The organism is Streptomyces sp. NPDC014995, from assembly GCF_043080745.1.
Lineage (GTDB): Bacteria > Actinomycetota > Actinomycetes > Streptomycetales > Streptomycetaceae > Streptomyces.
Map to the genome: position 1 here is coordinate 51,995 of NZ_JBIBVX010000009.1, position 22,614 is coordinate 74,608.

General features: G+C 73.3%; 18 protein-coding genes and 1 pseudogene. 8 read left to right on the plus strand and 11 right to left on the minus strand.

The genetic code is table 11. From position 1 onward, the window contains the following. The first annotated feature begins 10 nt into the window (after positions 1 to 10). Together ACF1A1_RS19200 and rbsD are read left to right on the plus strand one after the other, a co-directional pair. Positions 11 to 913 (plus strand): ribokinase, encoded by a 903-nt coding sequence (locus ACF1A1_RS19200; RefSeq protein WP_392001216.1) that lies wholly within the window; start codon positions 11 to 13, stop codon positions 911 to 913. Further along, entirely contained in the window at positions 910 to 1,299 is a 390-nt protein-coding gene (rbsD, locus tag ACF1A1_RS19205; RefSeq protein WP_392001218.1) for a D-ribose pyranase, read from the plus strand. The genes ACF1A1_RS19200 and rbsD overlap by 4 nt, the downstream gene beginning before the upstream one ends. A gap of 186 nt (positions 1,300 to 1,485) precedes the next feature. Here the strand turns inward: rbsD and ACF1A1_RS19210 are convergent, their stop codons facing one another. Continuing rightward, on the minus strand, positions 1,486 to 1,758 hold the full coding sequence (locus ACF1A1_RS19210; protein ID WP_392001220.1) for a GntR family transcriptional regulator: 273 nt from the start codon (positions 1,756 to 1,758) through the stop codon (positions 1,486 to 1,488). A gap of 190 nt (positions 1,759 to 1,948) precedes the next feature. Between ACF1A1_RS19210 and ACF1A1_RS19215 the strand changes: the two genes are divergently transcribed. Further along, positions 1,949 to 2,239: a hypothetical protein gene (locus ACF1A1_RS19215; RefSeq protein WP_392001221.1), complete on the plus strand. Its 291-nt coding sequence runs from the start codon at positions 1,949 to 1,951 to the stop codon at positions 2,237 to 2,239. After that, the gene (locus ACF1A1_RS19220) at positions 2,236 to 2,496 is read left to right on the plus strand and encodes a hypothetical protein (RefSeq protein WP_392001222.1); all 261 of its coding nucleotides are present in this window, start codon (positions 2,236 to 2,238) and stop codon (positions 2,494 to 2,496) included. Before ACF1A1_RS19215 ends, ACF1A1_RS19220 begins: the two co-directional genes overlap by 4 nt. Positions 2,497 to 2,556: 60 nt before the next feature. Here ACF1A1_RS19220 and ACF1A1_RS19225 read toward each other — a convergent pair whose 3' ends face one another. From ACF1A1_RS19225 to ACF1A1_RS19235, 3 genes are read right to left on the minus strand one after another with little or no spacing between them, the layout of a single operon-like run. Then, the gene (locus tag ACF1A1_RS19225) at positions 2,557 to 3,357 is read right to left on the minus strand and encodes a sugar phosphate isomerase/epimerase family protein (RefSeq protein ID WP_392001587.1); all 801 of its coding nucleotides are present in this window, start codon (positions 3,355 to 3,357) and stop codon (positions 2,557 to 2,559) included. Positions 3,358 to 3,392: 35 nt separating this feature from the next. Then, entirely contained in the window at positions 3,393 to 4,544 is a 1,152-nt protein-coding gene (locus ACF1A1_RS19230; RefSeq protein WP_392001223.1) for a dihydrodipicolinate synthase family protein, read from the minus strand. Beyond that, a complete protein-coding gene (locus ACF1A1_RS19235; RefSeq protein ID WP_392001224.1) occupies positions 4,541 to 5,692 on the minus strand; it encodes a Gfo/Idh/MocA family protein in 1,152 nt (383 codons plus the stop codon). The genes ACF1A1_RS19230 and ACF1A1_RS19235 overlap by 4 nt, the downstream gene beginning before the upstream one ends. 288 nt (positions 5,693 to 5,980) lie before the next feature. Between ACF1A1_RS19235 and ACF1A1_RS19240 the strand changes: the two genes are divergently transcribed. Then, complete coding sequence (locus tag ACF1A1_RS19240) at positions 5,981 to 7,027, plus strand: LacI family DNA-binding transcriptional regulator (protein ID WP_392001226.1); 1,047 nt, start codon at positions 5,981 to 5,983, stop codon at positions 7,025 to 7,027. 510 nt (positions 7,028 to 7,537) lie between these two features. Then, the gene (locus ACF1A1_RS19245) at positions 7,538 to 8,338 is read left to right on the plus strand and encodes a sugar phosphate isomerase/epimerase family protein (RefSeq protein ID WP_392001228.1); all 801 of its coding nucleotides are present in this window, start codon (positions 7,538 to 7,540) and stop codon (positions 8,336 to 8,338) included. A 383-nt stretch (positions 8,339 to 8,721) separates the two neighbouring features. Here ACF1A1_RS19245 and ACF1A1_RS19250 read toward each other — a convergent pair whose 3' ends face one another. Then, positions 8,722 to 9,354 (minus strand): GNAT family N-acetyltransferase, encoded by a 633-nt coding sequence (locus ACF1A1_RS19250; RefSeq protein WP_392001229.1) that lies wholly within the window; start codon positions 9,352 to 9,354, stop codon positions 8,722 to 8,724. Then, positions 9,351 to 10,595, minus strand: a complete 1,245-nt coding sequence (gene aroA, locus ACF1A1_RS19255; RefSeq protein ID WP_392001231.1) for a 3-phosphoshikimate 1-carboxyvinyltransferase — start codon at positions 10,593 to 10,595, stop codon at positions 9,351 to 9,353. Before aroA ends, ACF1A1_RS19250 begins: the two co-directional genes overlap by 4 nt. 518 nt (positions 10,596 to 11,113) lie before the next feature. On the opposite strand from aroA, the gene ACF1A1_RS19260 reads away from it, so the two are divergent. Next, positions 11,114 to 12,910, plus strand: coding sequence for a glycoside hydrolase family 3 protein (locus tag ACF1A1_RS19260; RefSeq protein WP_392001233.1), 1,797 nt, complete (start codon positions 11,114 to 11,116; stop codon positions 12,908 to 12,910). 76 nt (positions 12,911 to 12,986) lie between these two features. On the opposite strand, the gene ACF1A1_RS19265 is transcribed toward ACF1A1_RS19260, so the two are convergent. The 5 genes from ACF1A1_RS19265 to ACF1A1_RS19285 form a co-directional block, all read right to left on the minus strand. Next, entirely contained in the window at positions 12,987 to 14,411 is a 1,425-nt protein-coding gene (locus ACF1A1_RS19265) for a S28 family serine protease (protein ID WP_392001234.1), read from the minus strand. Between the two features lie 101 nt (positions 14,412 to 14,512). Next, positions 14,513 to 14,902, minus strand: a complete 390-nt coding sequence (locus ACF1A1_RS19270) for a hypothetical protein (protein ID WP_392001235.1) — start codon at positions 14,900 to 14,902, stop codon at positions 14,513 to 14,515. Between the two features lie 105 nt (positions 14,903 to 15,007). Then, positions 15,008 to 18,712 (minus strand): ABC transporter ATP-binding protein, encoded by a 3,705-nt coding sequence (locus tag ACF1A1_RS19275; protein WP_392001237.1) that lies wholly within the window; start codon positions 18,710 to 18,712, stop codon positions 15,008 to 15,010. Between the two features lie 184 nt (positions 18,713 to 18,896). After that, entirely contained in the window at positions 18,897 to 19,922 is a 1,026-nt protein-coding gene (locus ACF1A1_RS19280) for an esterase-like activity of phytase family protein (RefSeq protein ID WP_392001239.1), read from the minus strand. A 73-nt stretch (positions 19,923 to 19,995) separates the two neighbouring features. Continuing rightward, positions 19,996 to 20,856 carry a serine hydrolase gene (locus tag ACF1A1_RS19285; RefSeq protein ID WP_392001240.1) on the minus strand — a complete coding sequence of 287 codons (861 nt, stop codon included), beginning with the start codon at positions 20,854 to 20,856 and terminating at the stop codon, positions 19,996 to 19,998. Between the two features lie 318 nt (positions 20,857 to 21,174). On the opposite strand from ACF1A1_RS19285, the pseudogene ACF1A1_RS19290 reads away from it, so the two are divergent. After that, positions 21,175 to 22,407 (plus strand): annotated as a pseudogene (locus ACF1A1_RS19290) (hypothetical protein); the annotation flags it as partial. Between the last annotated feature and the right edge of the window lie 207 nt (positions 22,408 to 22,614).

A 22,614-nucleotide genomic window follows, 5' to 3' on the forward strand; every position in this document is an offset into this window, starting at 1 on the left:
GAGTCAACTCATGTACGACTACGACCTCCTGGTCGTGGGGTCGGCCAACGCCGACCTGGTGATCGGCGTCGAACGACGGCCCGCGGCCGGGGAAACGGTCCTCGGCTCCGACCTGGCCGTCCACCCCGGCGGCAAGGGCGCGAACCAGGCGGTCGCGGCGGCGCGCCTCGGTGCCCGTACGGCCCTGCTGGCCAGGGTCGGTGACGACGCCCACGGCCGTCTGCTCCTCGACTCGCAGCGGGCGGCGGGAGTCGACACGGTGGGCGTGCTGGTGGGCGGGGCGCCGACCGGGGTCGCGCTGATCACGGTGGACCCGTCGGGCGACAACAGCATCGTCGTCTCACCGGGCGCGAACGCCCGGCTGACCCCCGAGGACGTACGGGCCGCCGCCTGCCTCCTCCACACCTCGCGGGTGGTGTCGGCGCAGCTGGAGATCCCGCTGGAGACGGTCGTGGAGGTCGTCCGCGGCCTGGCGCCCGGCAGCCGCTTCGTCCTCAACCCCTCGCCTCCCCGCCCGCTGCCCGCCGAGGTGCTGGCGGCCTGCGATCCGCTGATCGTCAACGAGCACGAGGCGAAGGTGATCCTCGGGGACGCGGGGGCCGGCGAGGATCCCGAGGACTGGGCGCGGATCCTGCTCGCGAGGGGTCCCGGGTCGGTGGTGGTGACCCTGGGACCGGAGGGCGCCCTGGTGGCGTCCCCGGAGGGGATCGCGCGGGTGGCGTCGGTGAGGGTGGACGCCGTGGACACGACGGGCGCGGGCGACTCCTTCACCGCGGCCCTGGCCTGGAAGCTGGGCGCGGGTTCGTCGCTCGCGGAGGCCGCGGCGTACGCGGCGCGGGTCGGTGCGGTCGCGGTCACCCGGCGGGGCGCGCAGGAGTCGTTCCCGACGGCGGAGGAGGTCGACGCGCTGTGAAGAGGGCGGGGATCCTCAATCGCCATCTGTCCGGCGCGCTCGCCGAGCTGGGGCACGGGGACGGGGTGCTGGTGTGCGACGCCGGCATGCCGATTCCCGACGGGCCGCGGGTGGTGGACCTCGCCTTCCGGGCGGGCGTGCCGTCGTTCGCGGAGGTCCTGGACGGCCTGCTCGCCGAGCTGGTGGTGGAGGGGGCGACGGCGGCGCAGGAGGTGCGGGCCGCGAACCCGCCGGCGTCGGCGCTGCTGGACGGCCACTTTCCCGAGCTGGCACTGGTCCCGCACGAGGAGCTGAAGGAGCGGTCGGCGGGCGCGCGGCTGGTCGTACGGACGGGCGAGGCGCGGCCGTACGCGAACGTGCTGCTGCGGTGCGGGGTGTTCTTCTGAGCCGCTGACCCGCGAAGACGCGTCGAGGGGCCCGGTCCGTCGACCGGGCCCCTCGGCCTGCCCCTCCGCGTATCAGAACCCCCGCGATCCCCCCGGATCCCCCTCCAGAAGTCCTGATGCCCTGTACGACACGGGGAGGGCGGGGAGGGTTGCACGGCCTCCGGGTGATTTCTGCCCGGCCTTCGCCTAGGCGGGAGACGCGGGGGTTTCCGGGGTGGGCGGAAGGGGGTCGGAGACGAACGAGCCTCGGGCGCGTACGGTCACCACCAATCCCCTGTCCCGGAGGATGTCCAGAGCGCGGCGGACGGTACCCGGGCCGACTTTGTACTCATGCGTCATGGTCAGTTCGCCCGGCAGTCGGGTGCCCGGCGGGTACTCACCGGAACGGATCTTCCGTTCGATGATCGCGGCCAGCTGTTCGTACACGTACTGCGGCGAGTCGGGGCTGATCCTGTCCACCCTTTGACCGTATGCCGCCACTCTCTACCGTGCATTACCCACTACTACTACCAACCACTACTACCCACTACTACTACCAACCACTACCCATCACTACCGCCTCCCAGGTAGAGTCCGGACACGAAAACGCCCCGGCGGGAAGATGAGAGCTTCCGCGCCGGGGCTCAGCCGACTTGCAAGGAGTCGACCTATGCGCAGCCTACTGGCCGCGATCCTGAGCCTTTTCCTGCCTCCCCGCGGAGCGCACCGCGCGATCCCCGCGCCCTCCGTGCCGGCCTCGGCTCCGCCCGCCCCCGTTCACCGGCCCGCCCACATGGACACCATCCCGGCCGACGGCCTGCCCCTGGTCCGGCCGTACCTCGCCGTGTGGGAGCGCGAGCGTGACGAACGGGACCGCGGGCATCGGCAGCGGGAGCGCCGCCGCGCGGCCGTTCTCGCGACGCTCGGCCAGGACTACGTCCCGTCGGAGGCCGCCGCATGAGCACGAGGCGTTTCCGCGGCGCCGGCGTCGATCCCGCCACCGGCGAAGAGGCGTTCGCGGGGGCTCGCCCCCGCGCCGTCCTCGACGAGGCGGCCGACGCTCACGCCCTGAAGGCCGCCGCCGTCCTGGTGACGGTCGTCGGTGCGGTACTGGAGGGAGGCAACTCGTCGGACACCGAACTCGCCGCCTTCGTACCGTCACTGCACGCGGCGCTCGAGGAATGCGTCGGCATCATGGCGGCGGACAGAGAACGATGACGTGCACGAGCCGCCGGGCGCCCCTGGGCGGCCGGTGTGCCGGGGCCCGGGGAGCGTCGGTCACAGGTTCATGTTCTGCACGAACCTCTGTGCGGTCTCCGCGAGCACCTCCCGTCCGTCCCGCGCCCACAACTCGTCGTTGAACAGCTCGACCTCGATGGCGCCGGTGTACCCGGCCGCCTCCACATGGCCCTGCCACTCGCGCATGTCGATCGCGCCGTCGCCGATCTGGCCGCGCCCGTTGAGCACGCCCTCCGGCAGCGGGGTCGTCCAGTCGGCGAGCTGGAAGGTGTGGATGCGGCCGCCCGCGCCCGCCCGGGCGATCTGGGCGGGGGCGTTGTCGTCCCACCAGACGTGGTAGGTGTCCACCGTGACGCCGACCTGGTGGGCGGGGAAGCGTTCGGCGAGGTCCAGGGCCTGGGTGAGCGTCGAGACCACGCAGCGGTCGGAGGCGTACATCGGGTGGAGCGGCTCGATGGCGAGCCGCACGCCGTGCTCCTCGGCGTACGGGCCCAGTACCGCCAGCGCGTCGGCGATGCGCTCGCGGGCGGCGCGCAGGTCCTTCGAACCGGCGGGCAGGCCGCCCGAGACCAGGACAAGGGTGTCCGTGCCGAGGGTGGCCGCCTCGTCGACGGCGCGGCGGTTGTCGGCGAGGGCGGCGGCCCGTTCCTCCGGGTCGATCGCCGTGAAGAAGCCGCCGCGGCACAGCGTGGTCACGGTCAGGCCGGCGTCACGGACCAGCTTCGCGGTCTCCTCCACGCCGTACGCGTGCACCGGCTCGCGCCACAGGCCGACGTTGCCGACGCCCAGGTCGCGGCAGGCGTCGACGAGTTCGGGCATCGACAACTGCTTCACCGTCATCTGGTTGATGGAGAAGCGGGTCAGGTCCGGGGCGCTCACTGGGTGACTCCGTACAGGGCGAGCAGGTTCTTCATCCGCTCCTCGGCCAGCTTCGGGTCGGGGAACAGGCCCAGGCCGTCGGCGAGTTCGTAGGCGCGGGCGAAGTGCGGGAGGGAGCGGGCCGACTGCAGGCCGCCGACCATCGTGAAGTGCGACTGGTGGCCCGCCAGCCAGGCCAGGAACACCACGCCCGTCTTATAGAAGCGGGTGGGGGCCCGGAAGAGGTGGCGGGACAGCTCGACGGTGGGGTCGAGGAGGGTGCGGAAACCCGCCGTGTCGCCCGTGTCCAGGACGCGGACGGCTTCGGCCGCCAGGGGACCCAGCGGGTCGAAGATGCCGAGCAGGGCGTGGCTGAAGCCCTGCTCGTCGCCCGCGATCAGCTCGGGGTAGTTGAAGTCGTCGCCCGTGTAGCAGCGGACCCCGTCGGGCAGGCGGCGGCGCAGGTCGATCTCGCGCTGGGCGTCCAGCAACGACACCTTGATGCCGTCGATCCTGTCCGGGTGCGCGGCGATGACCTCCAGGAACACGTCCGTCGCCGCGTCCAGGTCGGACGAGCCCCAGTAGCCCTCCAGCGCCGGGTCGAACATCGGGCCCAGCCAGTGCAGGACCACCGGGTCGGAGGCCTGGCGCAGGAGGTGGCCGTAGACCTCCAGGTAGTCCTCGGGGCCGGTCGCGGCGGCGGCCAGCGCGCGGGAGGCCATCAGGATGGCCTGGGCGCCGGAGGCCTCGACGAGGGCGAGCTGCTCCTCGTAGGCCGCCCGGACCTCGGCCAGGGTGCCGGAGGTGATCTGGTCGGTGCCGACGCCGCAGGCGATCCGGCCGCCCACCGCCTTCGCCTCGGCGGCACTGCGGCGGATCAGCTCCGCCGCGCCCGCCCAGTCCAGGCCCATGCCGCGCTGGGCGGTGTCCATCGCCTCGGCGACGCCCAGCCCGTGCGACCACAGGTGGCGGCGGAAGGCGAGGGTGGCGTCCCAGTCGACGGCCGCGGGCGAGTCGGGGGTGACGTCGGCGTACGGGTCGGCGACGACGTGCGCGGCCGAGAAGACCGTGCGGGAGGTGAAGGCGGCGCCGGGGGTGAGGGCGAGGGGTTCCGTGCGGGGCTCGTACGTCCGCAGGGCCCCCGTGGAGTCCGGGAGTTGGATGGTCACAGCGCGATCTCCGGTACGTCGAGGCGGCGGCCCTCCGCCGAGGACTTCAGGCCCAGCTCGGCGAGCTGGACGCCGCGGGCGCCGGCCAGCAGGTCCCAGTGGTAGGGGGCGTCGGCGTAGACGTGCCTGAGGAACAGCTCCCACTGGGCCTTGAAGCCGTTGTCGAAGTCCTGGTTGTCGGGGACCTCCTGCCACTGGTCGCGGAAGACCTCGGTGGCGGGGATGTCCGGGTTCCAGACCGGCTTGGGGGTGGCGGAGCGGTGCTGGACACGGCAGTTGCGCAGACCGGCGACGGCGGACCCCTCCGTGCCGTCGACCTGGAACTCGACCAGTTCGTCGCGGTTGACGCGGACCGTCCAGGAGGAGTTGATCTGGGCGATGGCGCCGCCCTCGAGCTCGAAGATGCCGTAGGCGGCGTCGTCGGCGGTGGCGTCGTAGGGCTTGCCGTTCTCGTCCCAGCGCTGCGGGATGTGGGTGGTGGCGATGGCCTGGACGGACTTCACGCGGCCGAACAGCTCGTGCAGCACGTACTCCCAGTGCGGGAACATGTCGACGACGATGCCGCCGCCGTCCTCGGCGCGGTAGTTCCAGGAGGGGCGCTGGGCGCCCTGCCAGTCGCCCTCGAAGACCCAGTAGCCGAACTCGCCGCGGACGGAGAGGATCCGGCCGAAGAAGCCGCCGTCGATGAGGCGCTTCAGCTTCATCAGGCCGGGGAGGAAGAGCTTGTCCTGGACGACGCCGTGCTTGACACCGGCCTCGTTGGCCAGCCGGGCCAGCTCCAGGGCGCCCTCCAGGCCGGTGGCCGTCGGCTTCTCCGTGTAGATGTGCTTGCCGGCCGCGACGGCCTTCCTGATCGCCTCCTCGCGGGCCGAGGTGACCTGGGCGTCGAAGTAGATCTCGACGGCCGGGTCGGCGAGGACCGCGTCCACGTCGGTCGAGACGTGCTCCAGGCCGTGCTGCTCGGCGAGCGCCTTCAGCACGTGCTCGCGGCGGCCGACCAGGATCGGCTCCGGCCACAGCACGGTGCCGTCGCCGAGGTCGAGGCCGCCCTGTTCGCGGATGGCCAGGATGGAGCGCACCAGGTGCTGGCGGTAGCCCATGCGCCCAGTGACGCCGTTCATGGCGATATGCACCGTCTTGCGTGTCACCGTCGGTCCCTTCGTAGGCGTCGTACGCAGCGTCGTACGCGAATCTGCGCGCCGCGTACGCCTCTTCCTGATCAGCGTCACAGCAAGCGCTTTCTATCTAGGGAGAAGCTAGCCTCTGACCAGCGGTATGGACAAGACCGTGTCCATCCCGAGTTGTTCGAGGGGGCGAACAACTCGGGCGTTGGGCCGTAAGGTCTGCTCGGCACGCCCGGAACCATGCCCCGGGCACGGCTGTCTAGGTGGGCGTACGACGACGTACGACGAGATGCGCGACCGGAGGACGACGAGATGACGGTGACCCTGGCGGACGTGGCGGCCCGCGCGCAGGTCTCCCCCGCGACGGTGTCGCGCGTACTGAACGGGAACTACCCCGTGGCCGCATCCACCCGGGAGCGGGTGCTGCGGGCGGTGGACGAGCTGGACTACGTGCTGAACGGCCCCGCGAGCGCGCTGGCGGCGGCCACCTCTGACCTGGTCGGCATCCTGGTCAACGACATCGCCGACCCCTTCTTCGGCATCATGGCGAGCGCGATCCAGGCGGAGATCGGGGGGCCGGGCGGGAGAGCCGGCGGCGAGCGGCTGGCGGTGGTGTGCAACACCGGGGGCTCGCCGGAGCGCGAACTGACGTACCTGACCCTGTTGCAGCGGCAACGTGCCGCGGCCGTCGTGCTGACCGGCGGCGCCATGGAGAACGAGCCGCACGCGGCGGCGGTCGCCTCGAAGCTGCGGAAACTGGCCGAGGCCGGGACGCGGGTGGTCCTGTGCGGACGTCCGCCCGCGCCGGACACCGGCGCGATCGCGCTGACCTTCGACAACCGGGGCGGGGGCCGGGAACTCACCGAGCACCTCATCGGGCTCGGGCACCGGCGGCTCGGTTACATCGCGGGCCCGGAGGAGCGCACGACCACCCGACACCGGCTGGAGGGCCACCGGGCGGCGCTCGCGGCCGCCGGCATCGAGGAGGACCCGCGCTGGACGGTCCACGGACGGTACGACCGGCGGGCCGGCTACGAGGCGACGCTGGAGCTGCTGCGCCGGGACCCGTCCCTGACGGCGGTCGTCGCGGCGAACGACTCGGTCGCCCTGGGCGCCTGCGCGGCCCTGCGGGAGTCCGGCCTGCGCATCCCGGAGGACGTGTCGGTGGCGGGCTTCGACGACCTGCCCTTCAGCATCGACGCGGTGCCCGCCCTCACGACGGTGAGACTGCCGCTGGCCGAGGCGGGGGCGCGGGCGGGACGCATCGCGATGGGCCGGGAGGAGCCGCCGCCCGGGGGGATCGCCACGGTGCGGGGGGAGTTGATGGTGCGGGGGTCTTCGGGGGTGCCGCGGGGGTGAAGGGGTTTTCGGGAGTGCTGCGGGGGTGAGGCGCCCAGCGGCGGTCGGCGTGGGGCCTCGGGGTGCCGTGGGGGTGAGGCGCCCCGCGGAGGTCGGCGTGGCATAGCGGGGCCTCGGGGGGCCGTGGGAGTGAGGCGCCCGCGCCGTCGGGCCGGCGCAGCGGGACGTCGGGGTGCCACAGGGGCAGGGTCTTCGGGGTGCCCGCGGGCGGAGTCAGGCGGCTTCCGGGGTGCCGTGGGCTGGGCGAGGGGTTCGTCCCTCGACGAGCTGGTGCTCGTACGGAGCCCTGGTCCTCAGTGGGGGGCGAGTCGATCTCCCCGGGTGGACCGGCGGCGTGCTCCCCGTCGCCCACCGCGTCCACCGGGCGGCACGGCCTCGTCCACGCCGACCTGCCCGGCGGCACGGCCTCGTCCACGCCGTCCCGGAGACCGCACCGCTCCCGCCGGCAGGGCCTGGTCGGCCGGGACCGGTGACTGGACCGCACGGCACACCCGCGTCACAGTAAGGACCATGAAGCTCGCCTTCTCCACCCTCGGTGTTCCCGGCCTGCCCCTCGCCGACGTGCTGCGGCTCGCATCCGCGCACGGTTACCACGGTGTCGAACTGCGCACCCACCCCGAGGAGCCGGTCCACCTCGGTCTGGGCCCGGACGAACGGGCCGAGGCGGCCGCCGCGTTCAAGGAGGCGGGCGTCGAGATCCTGGGGCTCGCGGGGTACGCGCGCGTGGCCGCGCCGGGTGACGACCAGCCCGTGATCGAGGAGATGCGCGGGCTCATCGGCCTCGCCCACGACCTCGGCGCGCCCTTCGTCCGCGTCTTCCCCGGCGGTTCCGACGCGCAGTCCCCCGCCGAGGCGGACGCCGTCGCCGCCCGGCGGCTCGGGGCCGCCGCCCGGTACGCCGCCGACCTCGGCGTCCGCGTCCTGCTGGAGACTCACGACTCCCACCGCACCGGCGCCGCCGCGATGCGCGTCCTCGGCCTGGTCGGACACCGGCAGGTGGGCGCGCTGTGGGACGTGATGCACACCTGGCTGGGCGGCGAGCAGCCGCAGGAGACGTACGCGGCGCTCTCGCCGTATCTCGGATACGTGCAGGTCAAGGACATCGCGTCGGCCGAGGACACCACCCCGCTGGCGCTGGGCGCGGGGGTGCTGCCGCTCGCCGAGTGCGTGGAGGTCCTCTCGCGGCACGGGTGGGACGGCTGGCTGTGCTGGGAGTACGAGAAGCGGTGGTACGAGGCCGCCGAGCCGTTGGACGGGCTGCTGGGCCCGGGGCGCGGGCATCTCGCCCGGCTGCTCAACGACTCCGCGTGATCCGGTCGCCGAGGTGCGCCCGGCGCGCGACGGCGCACGGCCGTGAACGGGACGGCCGGTCACCGTCAGGTGCCGAGGTGCGGCCAGCTGGGGACTCGCCCCACAGCGCGGTCGGGAGCGGGCCGGCCGGACCGGTACGGGCGCTGCCGGTGATCCGCTTCGGGCTGCCGGACGGCGACCGCACCGCACCGCGAGCAGCGCCGGCACCGGCGCCCGGTACGAGAGCCGGGCCGGCCGTCGGCGCCGGGTACGAGAGCCGGGCCGGCCGTCGGCGCCGGAGCCCGAGGCCCCCGGCTACCGCTCCGGGACGACCGTGAACCTCGGCCCGGCGGCGACCGGGGCGGGGGCCGCCGGTCAGGGGCGGGGGAGGCGACGGGCTGTCGTCACGCCGTCCGGGCCCGGAACCGCGCCACCCGCTCCTCCAGCCGCGCCCGTCGCTCCGGCCACTCGTCCGCGGTGATCGAGAACATCGCGGAGTCGCGGAGCCGGCCGTCCTCGCCGGGCGCCCAGGAGCGGGACCAGTTGCGCAGGACGCCCTCGAAGCGGGCACCCACGCTCGCGATGGCCGCGCGGGAGCGGCTGTTGCGGGCGTCCGTCTTCAGGTCCACCCGGGACACCCGCCACTGCTCGAAGGCGTGCCGGAAGAGGAGGAGCTTGGCCTCGGCGTTCACGCCCGTGCCCTGGGCGGAGGCCGCGAGCCAGGTGTAGCCGACCTCGACGGCGTCCAGTCGGTCCTCGCCCCACCAGGAACGCGGCTCCAGGTACGCCGTGGCGCCGACCGCCCGGCCGGAGACGAGGGACACCTGCGCGTAGGGCGCGATCAGGCCGGTGGCCGCGCGGGCGAGCTGGGCGTCGACGTAGTCGCCGACCTCGTGGGCCCTCGGCACCCAGGTGTACGCGTACGACCCCCGGTCCTCCTCCGCCGCCCTCACCAGTTCGGCCGCGTGCCGGTGCTCCAGCGGCTCCAGGCGGACCAGCGTGCCCTCGAGGACCGGCCCCTCCGGCTCGAAACTCACCCGACGATGTCCTTCCGCAGCCGCCCGAACGCCTCGTGGAAACCGGGGAAAGTCTTGCGGACGCATCCCGGATCGTCGAACGAGATTCCGGGGGCGCGCAGCCCGGTCACCGCGAAGGACATGACGATGCGGTGGTCGCCGTGGCTCTTGATCTCCGTGCCGCCCCGCGCGACCGGGCCGGGCTGGATCTCGATCCGGTCGGGGCCCGTGGTGACGTCCACGCCGAGCCGCCGGAGGTTGTCCGCGCAGGCCTCCAGCCGGTCGCACTCCTTCACCCGTGTGTTCGCCACGTCCTCGATCCGCACCGGGCCGGAGGCGAAGGGGGCTATCGCGGCGAGGGTCGGCATGGTGTCGGAGATGTCCCGCATGGTGACGGTGACGCCGTGCAGTTCGCCGGTGCCCCTCACCGTCGTGCGGTCCGCCTCGACCGTCACCTGCGCGCCCATCCGCCGCAGGACGTCCACGAAGGCCAGGTCGCCCTGGAGCGCGCCCGCGCCGAGGCCGGGCACGGTCACCTCGCCACCGGGGGTCACGGCGGCCGCCGCGAAGAAGTAGCTGGCCGTCGAGGCGTCCGGCTCGATCGCGTACGTCGTCGCGCGGTAGCCGCCCGGCGGGACGACGAACACGTCCCCCTCCCTGGCGACCTCCGCCCCGAACGCCCGCATCATCGCGATCGTGATCTCGACGTACGGCGCCGAGACCAGGTCGGTGACCGTGATGCGCAGGCCCGTGCGGGTCAGCGGGCCGAGCAGGAGCAGGGCGGTCAGGTACTGGGAGGACTGGCCGGCGTCCAGCACGACGTCCCCGCCCTCGACGCCGGCGGCCGTGACGGTCAGCGGGTGGTGTCCCTCGGCCTCCTCGTGGCGCAGGTCGACGCCCAGGTCGCGCAGGGCGCGGGTCAGGGGCAGCAGGGGTCTGCGGCGCATCTGGGGGGAGGCGTCGAAGCGGTAGGTGCCGTGGCCGGCGGCGGCCAGGGCGGGCAGGAAGCGGGCGGTGGTGGCGCCGTCGCGGCAGTACACGTCGGCCTCGGCGACCGCCGGCCCCGCGGGACGTCCGTCGACCTGCCAGGCGTCCGGGGTCCGTCCGACGCGGTAGCCGAGCCGGGTCAGGCCCTCGGCGAAGCCCTCGGTGTCGTCGGAGCGCAGGGGCCGCTGAAGGGTGGTGACACCGTCGGCGGCCGCCGCGAGGAAGAGGGCGCGGGCGGTGATGGACTTGGAACCGGGGATGTCGACGAGGGCCATGCCCCCGATGATCCCGCGACGGCGTTCCGGAGCGCGGGCGCGTCCAGGGGGTGGACGACCGTCTCACGGGGGCGACGACGCCCCAGCTCGGCACCGCCGGCGCCCCGCCCGGCCGGCCGGGGTGCCGGCCGGACCCCACCTCCCGCCACGCTCCGACCCTGAGCACCCGTCCGTCGCGACCCTCCGTCAGGAAGGACCGGCGCGGGAGCGGCAGGACACCGGGACCGTGCCGGCCCGGACCGGACCGGAGGCCGGAAGGGGGCCCGCGCGGTGACTGCGCGCGGACATGCCCACGCCCGGGAACCCGGCCCGGCCCCCGTCCGTCCAAGCCCCGAGTTGTCGGATGAGTCACCTCGGTGCGGTGTCGGCCCTCGCCGCTGGCTGCGATCGCCGACCACCCTCTCCGCCGTGCCGCGGCCGGCAGCATGCCGCCACCGGCGCGCCCCCCTCCAATGCGCCGGTGGCGGCCCCTCCGGAGGTACCGTGCGCATCCCCCGGACCCCTCGGAAGGAGCGCACATGCCCTCCAGACGTACCGTCCTCGCCGCCACCGCCGGCCTGACCACGGCGCTCGGCCTCGGCGGAACCGCCCACGCGGACGACCGCCGCCTGCGCGCCCTGATCTCCCGCATGACGCCGGAGGAGAAGGTCGGCCAGCTCTTCGTCACCCGTGTCCACGGCCACTCGGCGACCGCCCCCGACCAGGCCGACATCGACGCCAACGTCAGGGAGCTGGGCGTCCGGACCGCCGCCGAACTGATCGCCCGTTACCGGGTCGGCGGCATCATCTACTTCACCTGGGCGCACAACACCCGCGACCCCCGCCAGATCGCCGACCTCTCCGACGGCATCCAGCGGGCCGCGCTCGAGCAGCCGCGCGGGCTGCCGGTCCTGATCTCCACCGACCAGGAACACGGGATCGTCGCCCGCGTCGGCAGGCCGGCCACCCTCTTCCCGGGCGCGATGGCGATCGGTGCCGGCGGTTCGCTCTCCGACGCCCGCACGCTCGGGCGCCTCTCCGGACGCGAACTGCGGGCGATGGGCATCCGGCAGGACTACTCCCCCGTCGCCGACGTGAACGTGAACCCCGCCAACCCGGTCATCGGCGTCCGCTCCTTCGGCGCCGACCCGGAGGCGGTGGCCGCCCTGACGGTGGCGGAGATCCGCGGCTACCGGTCGGCCGGGGTCGCGGCGACCGCCAAGCACTTCCCCGGGCACGGCGACACCACCGTCGACAGCCACTACGGCTTCCCCGTCATCACCCACTCCCGCCAGGTGTGGGAGGAGCTGGACGCGGTGCCCTTCCGGGCGGCGATCGCGGCCGGCGTCGACTCGATCATGACCGCGCACATCCTGGTCCCGGCCCTCGACGACTCCGGCGACCCGGCCACGCTCTCCCGCCCCGTCCTCACCGGCCTCCTGCGCGAACACCTGCGCTACGACGGGGTCGTGGTCACCGACGCCCTCGACATGGCGGGCGTACGGACGAAGTACGGCGACGACCGCGTCCCCGTGCTCGCGCTCAAGGCGGGCGCCGACCAGCTCCTCAACCCGCCGAAGCTGGACGTCGCCTGGCACGCCGTCCTCGAGGCCGTCCGGAGCGGCGAGCTGACCGAGGAGCGCCTGGAGGAGTCGGTCCTGCGGATCCTGCGCCTCAAGGCCCGGCTCGGTCTGCTCACCGACCCGTACACCGACCGGGACCTCGTGGGGCGGACGGTCGGCACCCGCGCCCACCTCGCGACGGCGGACCGGATCGCCGAGCGGACGACGACCCTGCTGGTCAACGAGGGCCCGCTGCTGCCCCTCTCCCCCCGCACGCACGCCAGGATCCTGGTCGTCGGCGCCGACCCGGCCTCCCCCTCGGGCACCACGGGCCCGCCCACCACCGTCCTCGCCGCCGCCCTCACCGGGCTGGGCTTCACGGCGACCGCCCTGTCCACGGGGACGGCCCCGTCCGCCGAGACGATCGAGCGGGCGGTCACGGCGGCGGGCGAGGCCGACGCGGTGGTGGTGGGGACGTACAACGTCACCGCCACGAGCCCGCAGCGGACGCTGGTGGAGCGTCTGCTCGCGACGGGACGGCCGGTGGTGGCGGTGGCGATCCGCAACCCGTACGACGTGGCCCACCTCACGGAAGTCCGGGCGTACTTGGCGGCCTATTCCTGGACCGACGTCGAACTGCGCGCCGCCGCACGGGTGATCGCGGGAGTCGTGGAGCCGCGCGGGGCCCTGCCCGTACCGGTGCGGCGGGCGGACGATCCGGCGCGGGTGCTGTATCCGATCGGCCACGGCCTGACGTACCAGCCCCACGCCTGACGCCGGGGCGCTCCCCGAACCGGCGGCGGGCCGGGACCGAACCCCGCACCCGCCGCCGGTCACCCCTCGACGGATGTCACGGACGCAGTGCGGGCTCCCGCTCCACGTCGCGGACATCCAGCTTCGCGTCGAACTTCGCCAGCGGCTTCGCCAGCGACGCGTCCTGCTGTACCGCGGCCGGCGCGACGCCCGCCCACTCCAGGATCCGAGCCGTGGCGAGGGCCTTCTCGTCCGCGACCAGGCCGGCCACGTTCGCCCCGTGGTTCGCCCCGGGCGCCGTGAACACGTACGCGTCCTTCGCGCCCTTGCCGAGGCGGAACGGCTCCGCCCCCCACGGGTCGTTCTCGCCGTACACGAAGAGCATGTGCCGCGCGTGGTGCCTCACCCACGTGTCCACGTCACGCATCGCGAACGGCTGGAACGTCATCGGGATGTCGCGCGGGACGAAGTTCCGAGGCGGCTGGTAGCCGTAGCGGACGTACTGCTTCTCGATGTGCGGGAAGTGGATCGTCGGCGCGCCCAGCTGCGTGCCCGCCTGGTAGTAGTACGGGGTGTACGGGGACAGGCCCTGGTCCGTGTAGAACGAGAAGCCGGAGATCGCGTCCACGGAGTTCCAGATCTCGTCGTCCGTCGCGTTCGCCGCGTCCGCCGGGACCGAGTCGCAGTCGGACAGCAGGCTGTACTGCCAGAAACCCCAGACGTAGTCGAGGACGACGGCCTCGTAGGCGCGGTCCAGGCCGCCGATGGTGTCGAAGGTGTAGCCCTCGGCCGCCGCGTACTCGGCGTACTTCTTCTCCAGCGGCTCGCGGCGCACCAGCGCCTCGCGCTGGACGGCGTTCAGGCGGTCGCGGCACTCCTTGGTGCCGACGGTGGCGAAGAAGCGGTCGTAGGCCGAGTCCTCGCGGTTCACGACGTCGTTGGGGGCGACGTAGGCCACCACGCCGTCCATGTCCCGGGGGTAGAAGCGCTCGTAGTAGGTGGCCGTCATGCCGCCCTTGGAGCCGCCCGTGGAGATCCAGTTCTTCGGGTAGACCTCCTTGAGGGCCTGGAAGATGCGGTGCTGGTCGCTCGCCGCCTGCCAGATGTCCAGCTTGGACCAGTCGGCGGGGTCGGGGCGGGACGGGGTGAAGAAGCGGTACTCCATGGAGACCTGGTTGCCGTCCACGATCTGGGTGGGCTCGCGGCGGCCGGGGGTGGTGGAGACGCTGTAGCCGCCGGTGTAGAAGACCGTCGGGCGGCTGACGTCCTTGTGCAGCACGGTGATCCGCTGCTGGAACGTTCCGGCGGAGGGGTGCCGGTGGTCGGTCGGCTGGGCGTAGTTCAGGACGAAGTAGCGGTAGCCGGGGTACGGCTTCTCCTGGACCAGGCTCATGCCCGGGATCGAGAGAAGCCGGTCCTTGATGTCCGCGGCGTCCGGCTCGGCGGCGGTCGCCGCACGGGCCGTGGTCAGCGTGCCTATGAGCACGGTGAGCGCCAGCAGCCATCTGAGCGCCTTGCGCATGCGCGTGCACCCTTCCCTGTGAGACAGATGTGCGCCGGAAGCTATCGGAGCAACACCCTTCGCACCAGGGGGGGTTGAGAATCAGCCACCGTGTCGGGGCGTCAGCAGAGGATCCAGCCCGAGCTGCCGGAGCCGCGCCCGACGGATCCCTTGACCAGGACGCACCGGTGACCGGCGTACACGTCGATCGGCCCGATCCGGCGGGTGCGGCTGCCCTCCAGCCGCCGGGGATGGTGGCCCCGCGCCTGCACGCTGACCGACATCGTCTTCCGCGTGCCGGGGTTCTTCTGGAGGGTGAAGGCGCAGACGGTGCCGTTGCTCTTGTAGACGTGCACCGAGCCGGTGGAGAACGACACCGTCCGCACCTTGCGGCCGGGGCAGGGCGAGGACGCGGCCTCGGCGCCGGCCGGTGCCACGAGCACGAGCAGCACGGACGTGATCAGCACGGCCAGTACGGCCGGCGTCCGTCGGCGTATCGCATCCCTGTCCACGGTTACCGGTCCCCTCCCGCTCTTCCGTCATCGCCGTACTGGTGTACGGACGCACGGCGCGGGGCGAAAGGTTGCGCGGCCGGACGCGGGAGGGTGCGTCACGCGTCAGATCGACGTGCCCACCGGCTCTCCCACGAAGGTCTTCCACAGCTGCGCGTACCGTCCGCCGCGGGCCAGCAGCTCCTCGTGGGTGCCGTCCTCGGCGATCCGGCCGTGGTCCATGACCACCACCCGGTCGGCGCGCGCCGCGGTCGTCAGGCGGTGGGCGACGACGAGGGTGGTACGGCGGCCCGCCAGGCGGTCGGTGGCCTGGTTGACCTGGGCCTCGGTGGCGAGGTCGAGGGCGGCCGTCGCCTCGTCGAGAAGCAGGATGTCGGGGTCGACCAGTTCGGCGCGGGCCAGCGCGATCAGCTGGCGCTGCCCGGCGGACAGGTTGCGACCGCGCTCGGCCACCTCGTGGAGGTAGCCGCCGTCCAGGGTGGCGATCATCTCGTGGGCGCCCACGGCCCGCGCCGCCGCCTCCACCTCGGCGTCGGTGGCGTCGGGGCGGCCGTAGGCGATGGCGTCGCGGACGGTGCCGGGGAAGAGGTACGCCTCCTGCGGGACGACACCCAGGCGGTGGCGGTACGACGTGAGGTCGAGGGAGCGCAGGTCCGTGCCGTCGACCAGCACCCGGCCCGAGGTGGGGTCGTAGAAGCGGGCCACCAGTTTCACCAGGGTCGACTTGCCCGCGCCGGTCTCGCCGACGAAGGCGACGGTCTGGCCGGCGGGGATGCGCAGCTCGATCCCGGTCAGGGCCTCCTCCTCGCCGCCGTAGGCGAAGTGGACGTCGTCGAAGGCGATCTCGCCGCGCAGGGAGCGGACCTCCCGCGGCTCGTCGGCGGCCTTCGTGGACGTCGGCTCCCGCAGCAGCTCCTGGATGCGGCCCAGGGAGACCGTGGCCTGCTGGTAGCCGTCGAAGACCTGGGAGAGCTGCTGGACGGGGGCGAAGAACAGGTCGATGTAGAGGAGGTACGCCACCAGGGCGCCGGTCGTCAGGGTCGCGGCGTCGATCCGGCCCGCGCCCGCGATCAGGACGGCCGCCGCGGCGACCGACGACAGGAACTGCACGAACGGGAAGTAGACCGAGATCAGCCACTGGCCCCGGATCCGGGCCCTGCGGTAGCTGTCGCTGCGCTCGGCGAACCGGCGACCGCCGTCCCGCTCGCGCCGGAAGGCCTGCACGATCCGCAGCCCGGCCACCGACTCCTGGAGGTCGGCGTTGACCCCCGAGACGCGTTCACGGGCGAGTTCGTAGGCCTTCACGCTCGCCCGGCGGAAGAAGAAGGTGGCGACGATCAGCGGGGGCAGGGTCGCGAAGACGACGAGGGCGAGCTGCACGTCGAGCACCAGCAGGGCGACCATGATGCCGAAGAAGGTGACGACCGAGACGAAGGCGGTGACCAGGCCCGTCTGGAGGAAGGTCGAGAGCGCGTCGACGTCCGTGGTCATCCTCGTCATGATCCGGCCGGTCAGCTCCCGCTCGTAGTAGTCGAGTCCGAGCCGCTGGAGCTGGGCGAAGATCTTCAGGCGCAGGGCGTACAGGACCCGTTCGCCGGTGCGGCCGGTCATCCGGATCTCGCCGGTCTGCGCGGCCCACTGCGCGAGGACGGCGAGCAGGGCGAGGAGGGAGGCCGTCCACACGGCGCCCAGCGCCATGCGCGTGACCCCGTCGTCGATGCCGTGCCGGATCATCACCGGCAGCAGCAGGCCCATGCCCGCGTCGACGGCGACGAGACCGAGGCTGACCAGGAGGGGCAGGCCGAAGCCGCGCAGGAGGCGGCGCAGGCCGTAGGACTCCTCGGCGGTGACCGCCCGGGCCTCGTCGACGTCCGGGAGGTCGGTCGCCGGCGGGAGCGCCTCGACCTGGGCGAGCAGCTCCGGGGTGGCCGGCGTCCCGGACAGGGCCGTGTCCTTGGGCTCGCGGTCGCCGGTCCACAGGCGCGGGGTCACCCCGCGCTCGGCGTCGAACTCGGCGTCCAGCTCCTCCCGTACGGAGATGTCCTCGCGGGGTGCGGCGGGCCGGGCGTGGCCGGGCGAGACGCCGCCGAGTTCGTCGGGGTCGGTGAGGAGGCGGCGGTACAGCGCCGACCGTTCCTGGAGCTCCTCGTGGGTGCCGAGGTCAGCGAGACGGCCGCCGTCGAGGACGGCGATGCGGTCGGCGAGGTTGAGGGTGGAGCGGCGGTGGGCGATCAGGAGGGTGGTCCGGCCCTCCATGACGTGCTTGAGGGCCTCGTGGATCTCGTGCTCCACGCGGGCGTCCACCGCCGAGGTCGCGTCGTCGAGGACGAGCAGGCGCGGGTCGGTGAGCAGCGCGCGGGCGAGCGCGATGCGCTGCCGCTGGCCGCCGGAGAGGGTCAGGCCGTGCTCGCCGACCGTGGTGGCGTAGCCCTCGGGCAGCTCGGCGACGAAACGGTCGGCCTGGGCGGCGCGGGCGGCGGCCTCGATCTCCTCGTCGGTGGCGTCGGGGCGGCCGTACGCGATGTTGGCGCGGACCGTGTCGGAGAACAGGAACGAGTCCTCGGGGACCAGGCCGATCGCGGCCCGCAGGGAGTCGAGGGTGAGCTCGCGAACGTCGTGGCCGCCGATCAGGACGGCACCGCGGGTGACGTCGTAGAAGCGCGGCAGGAGCAGGGAGACCGTCGACTTGCCGGAGCCGGAGGAGCCGACGACGGCGAGGGTCTCGCCGGGGCGGATCTCGAAGCTGAGCCCGTCGAGCACCGGACGGCCGTCCTCGTAGCCGAAGGAGACGTCGTCGAACTCGACGGTCGCGGGGGCGTCGGCCGGGAGCTCCTTGGTGCCGTCCTTTATCGAGGGCTCGGTGTCGATGAGTTCCAGGACGCGTTCGGTGCCCGCGCGGGCCTGCTGGCCGACCGTGAGGACCATGGCGAGCATGCGGACCGGGCCGACGAGCTGCGCGAGGTAGGTGGAGAAGGCGACGAAGGTGCCGAGCGTGATGTGGCCGCGGACGGCGAGCCAGCCGCCGAGCGCGAGCATCGCGACCTGGCCGAGGGCGGGCACGGCCTGGAGGGCCGGGGTGTACCTGGAGTTCAGCCGGATCGTGCGCAGGCGCCCGGCGAAGAGCCGGCGGCCGACCTCCCGCAGCTTCCCCGTCTCCTGCTCCTCCTGCCCGAAGCCCTTCACCACGCGGACACCGCTGACGGCGCCGTCGACCACGCCCGCGACGGCGGCGGCCTGGGCCTGCGCGTACCAGGTGGCGGGGTGCAGCTTCGTACGGCTGCGCCGGGCGATCCACCACAGGGCGGGGGCCACGGCGAGCGCGACCAGGGTGAGCGGCGGGGACAGCCAGGCCATGATCACCAGGGAGATCAGGAAGAGCAGGACGTTCCCGATGGTCATCGGGAGCATGAAGAGCAGGCCCTGGATGAGCTGGAGGTCGCTGGTGGCGCGGCCGACGACCTGGCCGGTGGACAGCTCGTCCTGGCGGCGGCCGTCGAGGCGGGTGATCGTCCCGTACATCTCGGTCCGCAGGTCGTGCTGGACGTCGAGGGCGAGACGGCCGCCGTAGTAGCGGCGGACGTAGGTGAGGACGTAGACGATCAGTGCCGCGCCGATCAGGGCGCCCGCCCAGGGGGCCATGGCGCGGCTGTGGCCGCCGATCACGTCGTCGATGATCACCTTGGTGATCAGCGGGACCAGCGCCATCACGGCCATGCCGGCCAGGGAGGAGCCCAGGGCGAGGACGACGTCCCCGGGGTGGCGCCAGGCGTAGCCCCACAGTCGTCGTGCCCATCCCCGTTGCGGTGCCACGCCGGTGCCCTCCGATCGTCCTGATCTTCCGGAAGGCACCAACGCGGACAGAGGCGGATTTCATCCCTCCGCCTTCATCCTTCCGCCTCATCCCCCACTTCCTCCCTGCGCTTGCGCCCTCCGCTTCCGCCCTCCGTGACAGGGCCGGGCGGACCGGACAGGGCCGGGCAGACCGCAGAAGAGATCAGATACGCACCCGGAGGCGGTAGAACCGGGTCGTCTGTACGGCGTTCTGGTTGTCGTCGCTGACCAGCAGCACGTTCAGGCCGCCCCTGCCCCGGCCCGTGACCGCCATCCCCTCGATGTTGTCCAGCAACGGGTTGGGCTGGGGCTGCTTCGCCGTCGCTCCCAGTGACGGGCAGGTCACCAGGTCGGCGAGGAGGGTCTTGCCGACCATGCGGACGCCGTCCTGGCCCGTCAGGTTCCGGATGCCGCTGGTGTCGGTCGCCCGGCGCGGGTCGGCCAGGTACAGGCGGACCGTGTTGCCCACGCCCGGGGTGAAGCCGCGCTCCAGGACGAGGAGGCGGCCGTCGGGGGTCGCCTGGACCTCCGGGACGCCGAGGCCGGTGTCGGTGCGGTAGGCGTACTGGGCGCCGAGCCCGAAGCGGCCGTGGCGGCGTTCCCAGGTCTGGAGGCGGACGATGCCCGCGCCGTCGCCGGAGAGCGCGTACTCCATCGACGCCAGCAGGGTGCGGCCGCCGGGGAGCAGGGTCAGGCCCTCGAAGGTGCCGTTGGGGACGGCGCGGCCGGCCGGGGCGGCCCGGAGGGCGTCCGGCACGGGCAGGCGCTCGAGGATCGTCCCCGCGGGGCTGTACCGGCGTACGGACGGCTCGGTCTCCGAGGTGATCAGACGGGTGCCGTCGCCGTCGACGGCCAGGCCCTCGGCGTCGAGGGGGACGCCGCTCTCGTCGGCGAGCGGCACGGCCGACTCGGGCGCGAGCGTGGCGGCGTCCAGGCCGAAGAGGGCGGAGCGGTCGGAGAGGGCGGCCGGTGAGCCGTCCGCGTCGACCGCGAGCGCGGAGAGGTTGCCGACGAAGGTGCCCTGGAAGGTCGTCTTGTCGAGGGCGTCGGAGAAGTGGTCGAGGGAGACGGTGGGCGAGCAGGCGTGGGCGGCACCCGTGGAGCGGGCGTTCGCGGGCCCGGCGGCGGAGAGGCAGGTGGCCGCCGCGAGGCCGGCGGTGAGGGTGGCGAGTACGGTTCGCAGACGCATGGCGGTCACCGTAGGGCGGACGGGTGACGGCCGGGAGGACGCCCGTTGAAGACCGCCGGACCGGTGGCCGGGCTCAGGAGGCCGCGAGGTCGCGGTGGATGACCTTGGCGACGCCCTGGATGGTGGTGATGCCGTAGTTCATGGTGCTGTTGCCGTGGGTGAGCACGGTGATGTGGTAGTCGTGGCCGCCGCCCTTGAAGGTGCCGACGCTGTGCACCCGCCAGCCGTGCGTGGCGCGCGACAGCCAGCCGTTCTTGACGTGCCAGGAGACGTTCGCGGGCCTGCCGTACGGGGTGCCCCAGCGCTGGGAGGCGACGACCTGGCCCATCAGCGTGCGGACGTAGGTGCGCGAGGCGTCGGTGAGGACCGCGTTCCTCGCGGTGAGCAGTCTGAGGAGCTTCTGCTCGTCGGTGACGGTGATCTGGGTCAGGCCCCAGTAGCCGTTCGCGCCCGGCGTGGTCCGGGTCATGGCGGCGGCGGTGAGGAAGCCCTTGATCTTCGTCAGGCCGAGCTGCCTCCACAGGGTGGAGGTGGAGGCGTTGTCCGATTTGGTGATCATGGCGGTGGCGAGCGTCTTCTCACGGCTCGTCAGGGCGCGGTCGTGTTTCTGCGCGTCCCACAGCAGCGCGGCGAGGACGGTGACCTTGACGACGCTGGCCGAGTCGTAGGCGGTGGACGGGCGCAGGGTGCAGGTGGTGTTGGTGCTGCGGTCGTACAGGCCGACGGCGACGGTGCCCTTGCGGTTGGCGAGCGCGGCCGTGATGTCCTTCTTCAGCTTGGCGGCCAGACCGGTCCTGGCGGAGGTGCAGCTGACGGTCGGGGTGGCGGCCGCGGCGGGAGTGGCCGCGCCGGTGACGAGGAGGCCGGCGCCGAGGAGGGTGGCGACGAGTGTCCTCGGGCGTCTGGAGGTCCGGGGCGTGGTCCGCTGAGTCATGCCCTGTTGACACACGAGTTCGGGTGAAAGGTTGTACGACTCGCCGGGGTTGTCGGGAAAGGTCCGGCCAAGGCGTTACCGCGGCCCGGGCGTCTTCACAGGCAACGGCCAGCTTCGGCACAGCGGTCACCCACACCGGACGTCCAGCATGCGCAGGGTGACATCTGCCACCGATCCCCTCCCCCACCCGACCGTGTCCGCCGCGTCCGCCGGGCCGGCCGCGCCCGTCGCGTCCGCCGACCGGCCGCCGCCGGCGACGACTTCGGCGGCGCCACCGCCGGACCGGGCCCCGCGCTGGTCGCTCCCCGCGCTGGTCGCGGCACCATGCACCCGTACTACACGACCGCGCTCGCCCCGGGCATCGCGGTCCTGTGCGGAGGCGGCGGCGCGATGCTGCTGCGCGCGTTCCGCGCCGACAGGCGGTGGGTGTGGGTGCTGCCGCTCGCCCTCGGCGTCACCGCCCTCTGGGCGATCGTGCTGCTGCGCCGGGCCGCCGGCTGGAACACCTGGCTGTGGCCGGCCGTCGGGGTCGTCATGGCGCTGGCGATCGTCGGTCTGTTCGTCTCCCTCCCCCACTCCCGGCCTCGCTCGAGCGGGGGGACCCCCCTCGGCAACCGGGCGCGGCTGCTGGCCGCCTCCGTGGCGGCGGCGGTGGTCGCGGCGGTGGCGGGTCCGGCGGCGTACGCCTGGTCGGTGCCGTCCGGTTCCGGTGGCGGCATGGGCGGGACGAACCCGACGGCCAGGCCCACGACGGGGAACGGCGGCTTCGGGGGTGGCCCCGGTGGCGGTGGCGGTGGCGACCGGGGCGGCTTCCCCGGGGAACAGCAGCAGGACGGGCAGAGCAGCCAGGCCGGCGGTCGGGCGGGGGGCGGTTTCCCCGACGGCGGCGAGGCGCCCGGCGGCGGCAACGGCGAACTGCCGGACGGGCAGGCGCCGGACGGCACGGGCGAGACGGGCGGTACGGCTCCGGGCGGCACCGCCGGGAACGGCGGTACGGGCGCGCAGGACGGCGGCACGGCTCCCGGCGCCGGTGGCGGCGGTGGCGGTACGGGCCTGGGCGGCGGCACGGGCGGCGCGAGCAGTGAGCTGCTCGCGTACCTGAAGAAGCATCAGGACGGCGCCGAGTGGCTGCTGGCGGTGTCGAGTTCGCAGAGTGCCGCGCAGCTCATCCTCAGCAGTGGCGAGCCGGTCATCTCCATGTGGGGCTGGTCCGGCAGCGACAGGGCGATGACCCTGGCCAGGCTGAAGGACCTGGTGAAGGAGGGCGAACTGCACTACGTCCAGATCGGTGGCGGCGGCATGGGCGGCGGCCCCGGCGGCGGCTCCGACGTCAGCTCCGAGGTGACGGAGTGGGTGCGGAAGAACGGGACGGCGGTGCAGGAGAGCGACTACAGCTCGTCGTCGGGCTCCACGTCGGCCTCGGGTTCGGGTTCGACGTCGGCTTCGGGTTCGGCTTCGACTTCGGGTTCGACCTCGGGTTCGAGCGGTGACGCCGGCTCCCAGAACAACCAGTCGACGGTCTACCGTCTGGACGCCTCGGACGTCGGCTGATCCGCGCGCCGCCGAGCGTCCGAGCGGCCCCCGGCCCACCGGTCGGGGGCCGTTCGGCTGCGCCGGTCTCCGCACCCTCGTGGTCAACTCGCGTAGACAACGCCCGACTTGCCGGTTCTCGTCACCCAATCGACACGTCAGATTCATTGCCATGGCCGCATGTCCATGTCACTCTCCCGAGTGCCGCCTCCAATCAACCCGCGTAGA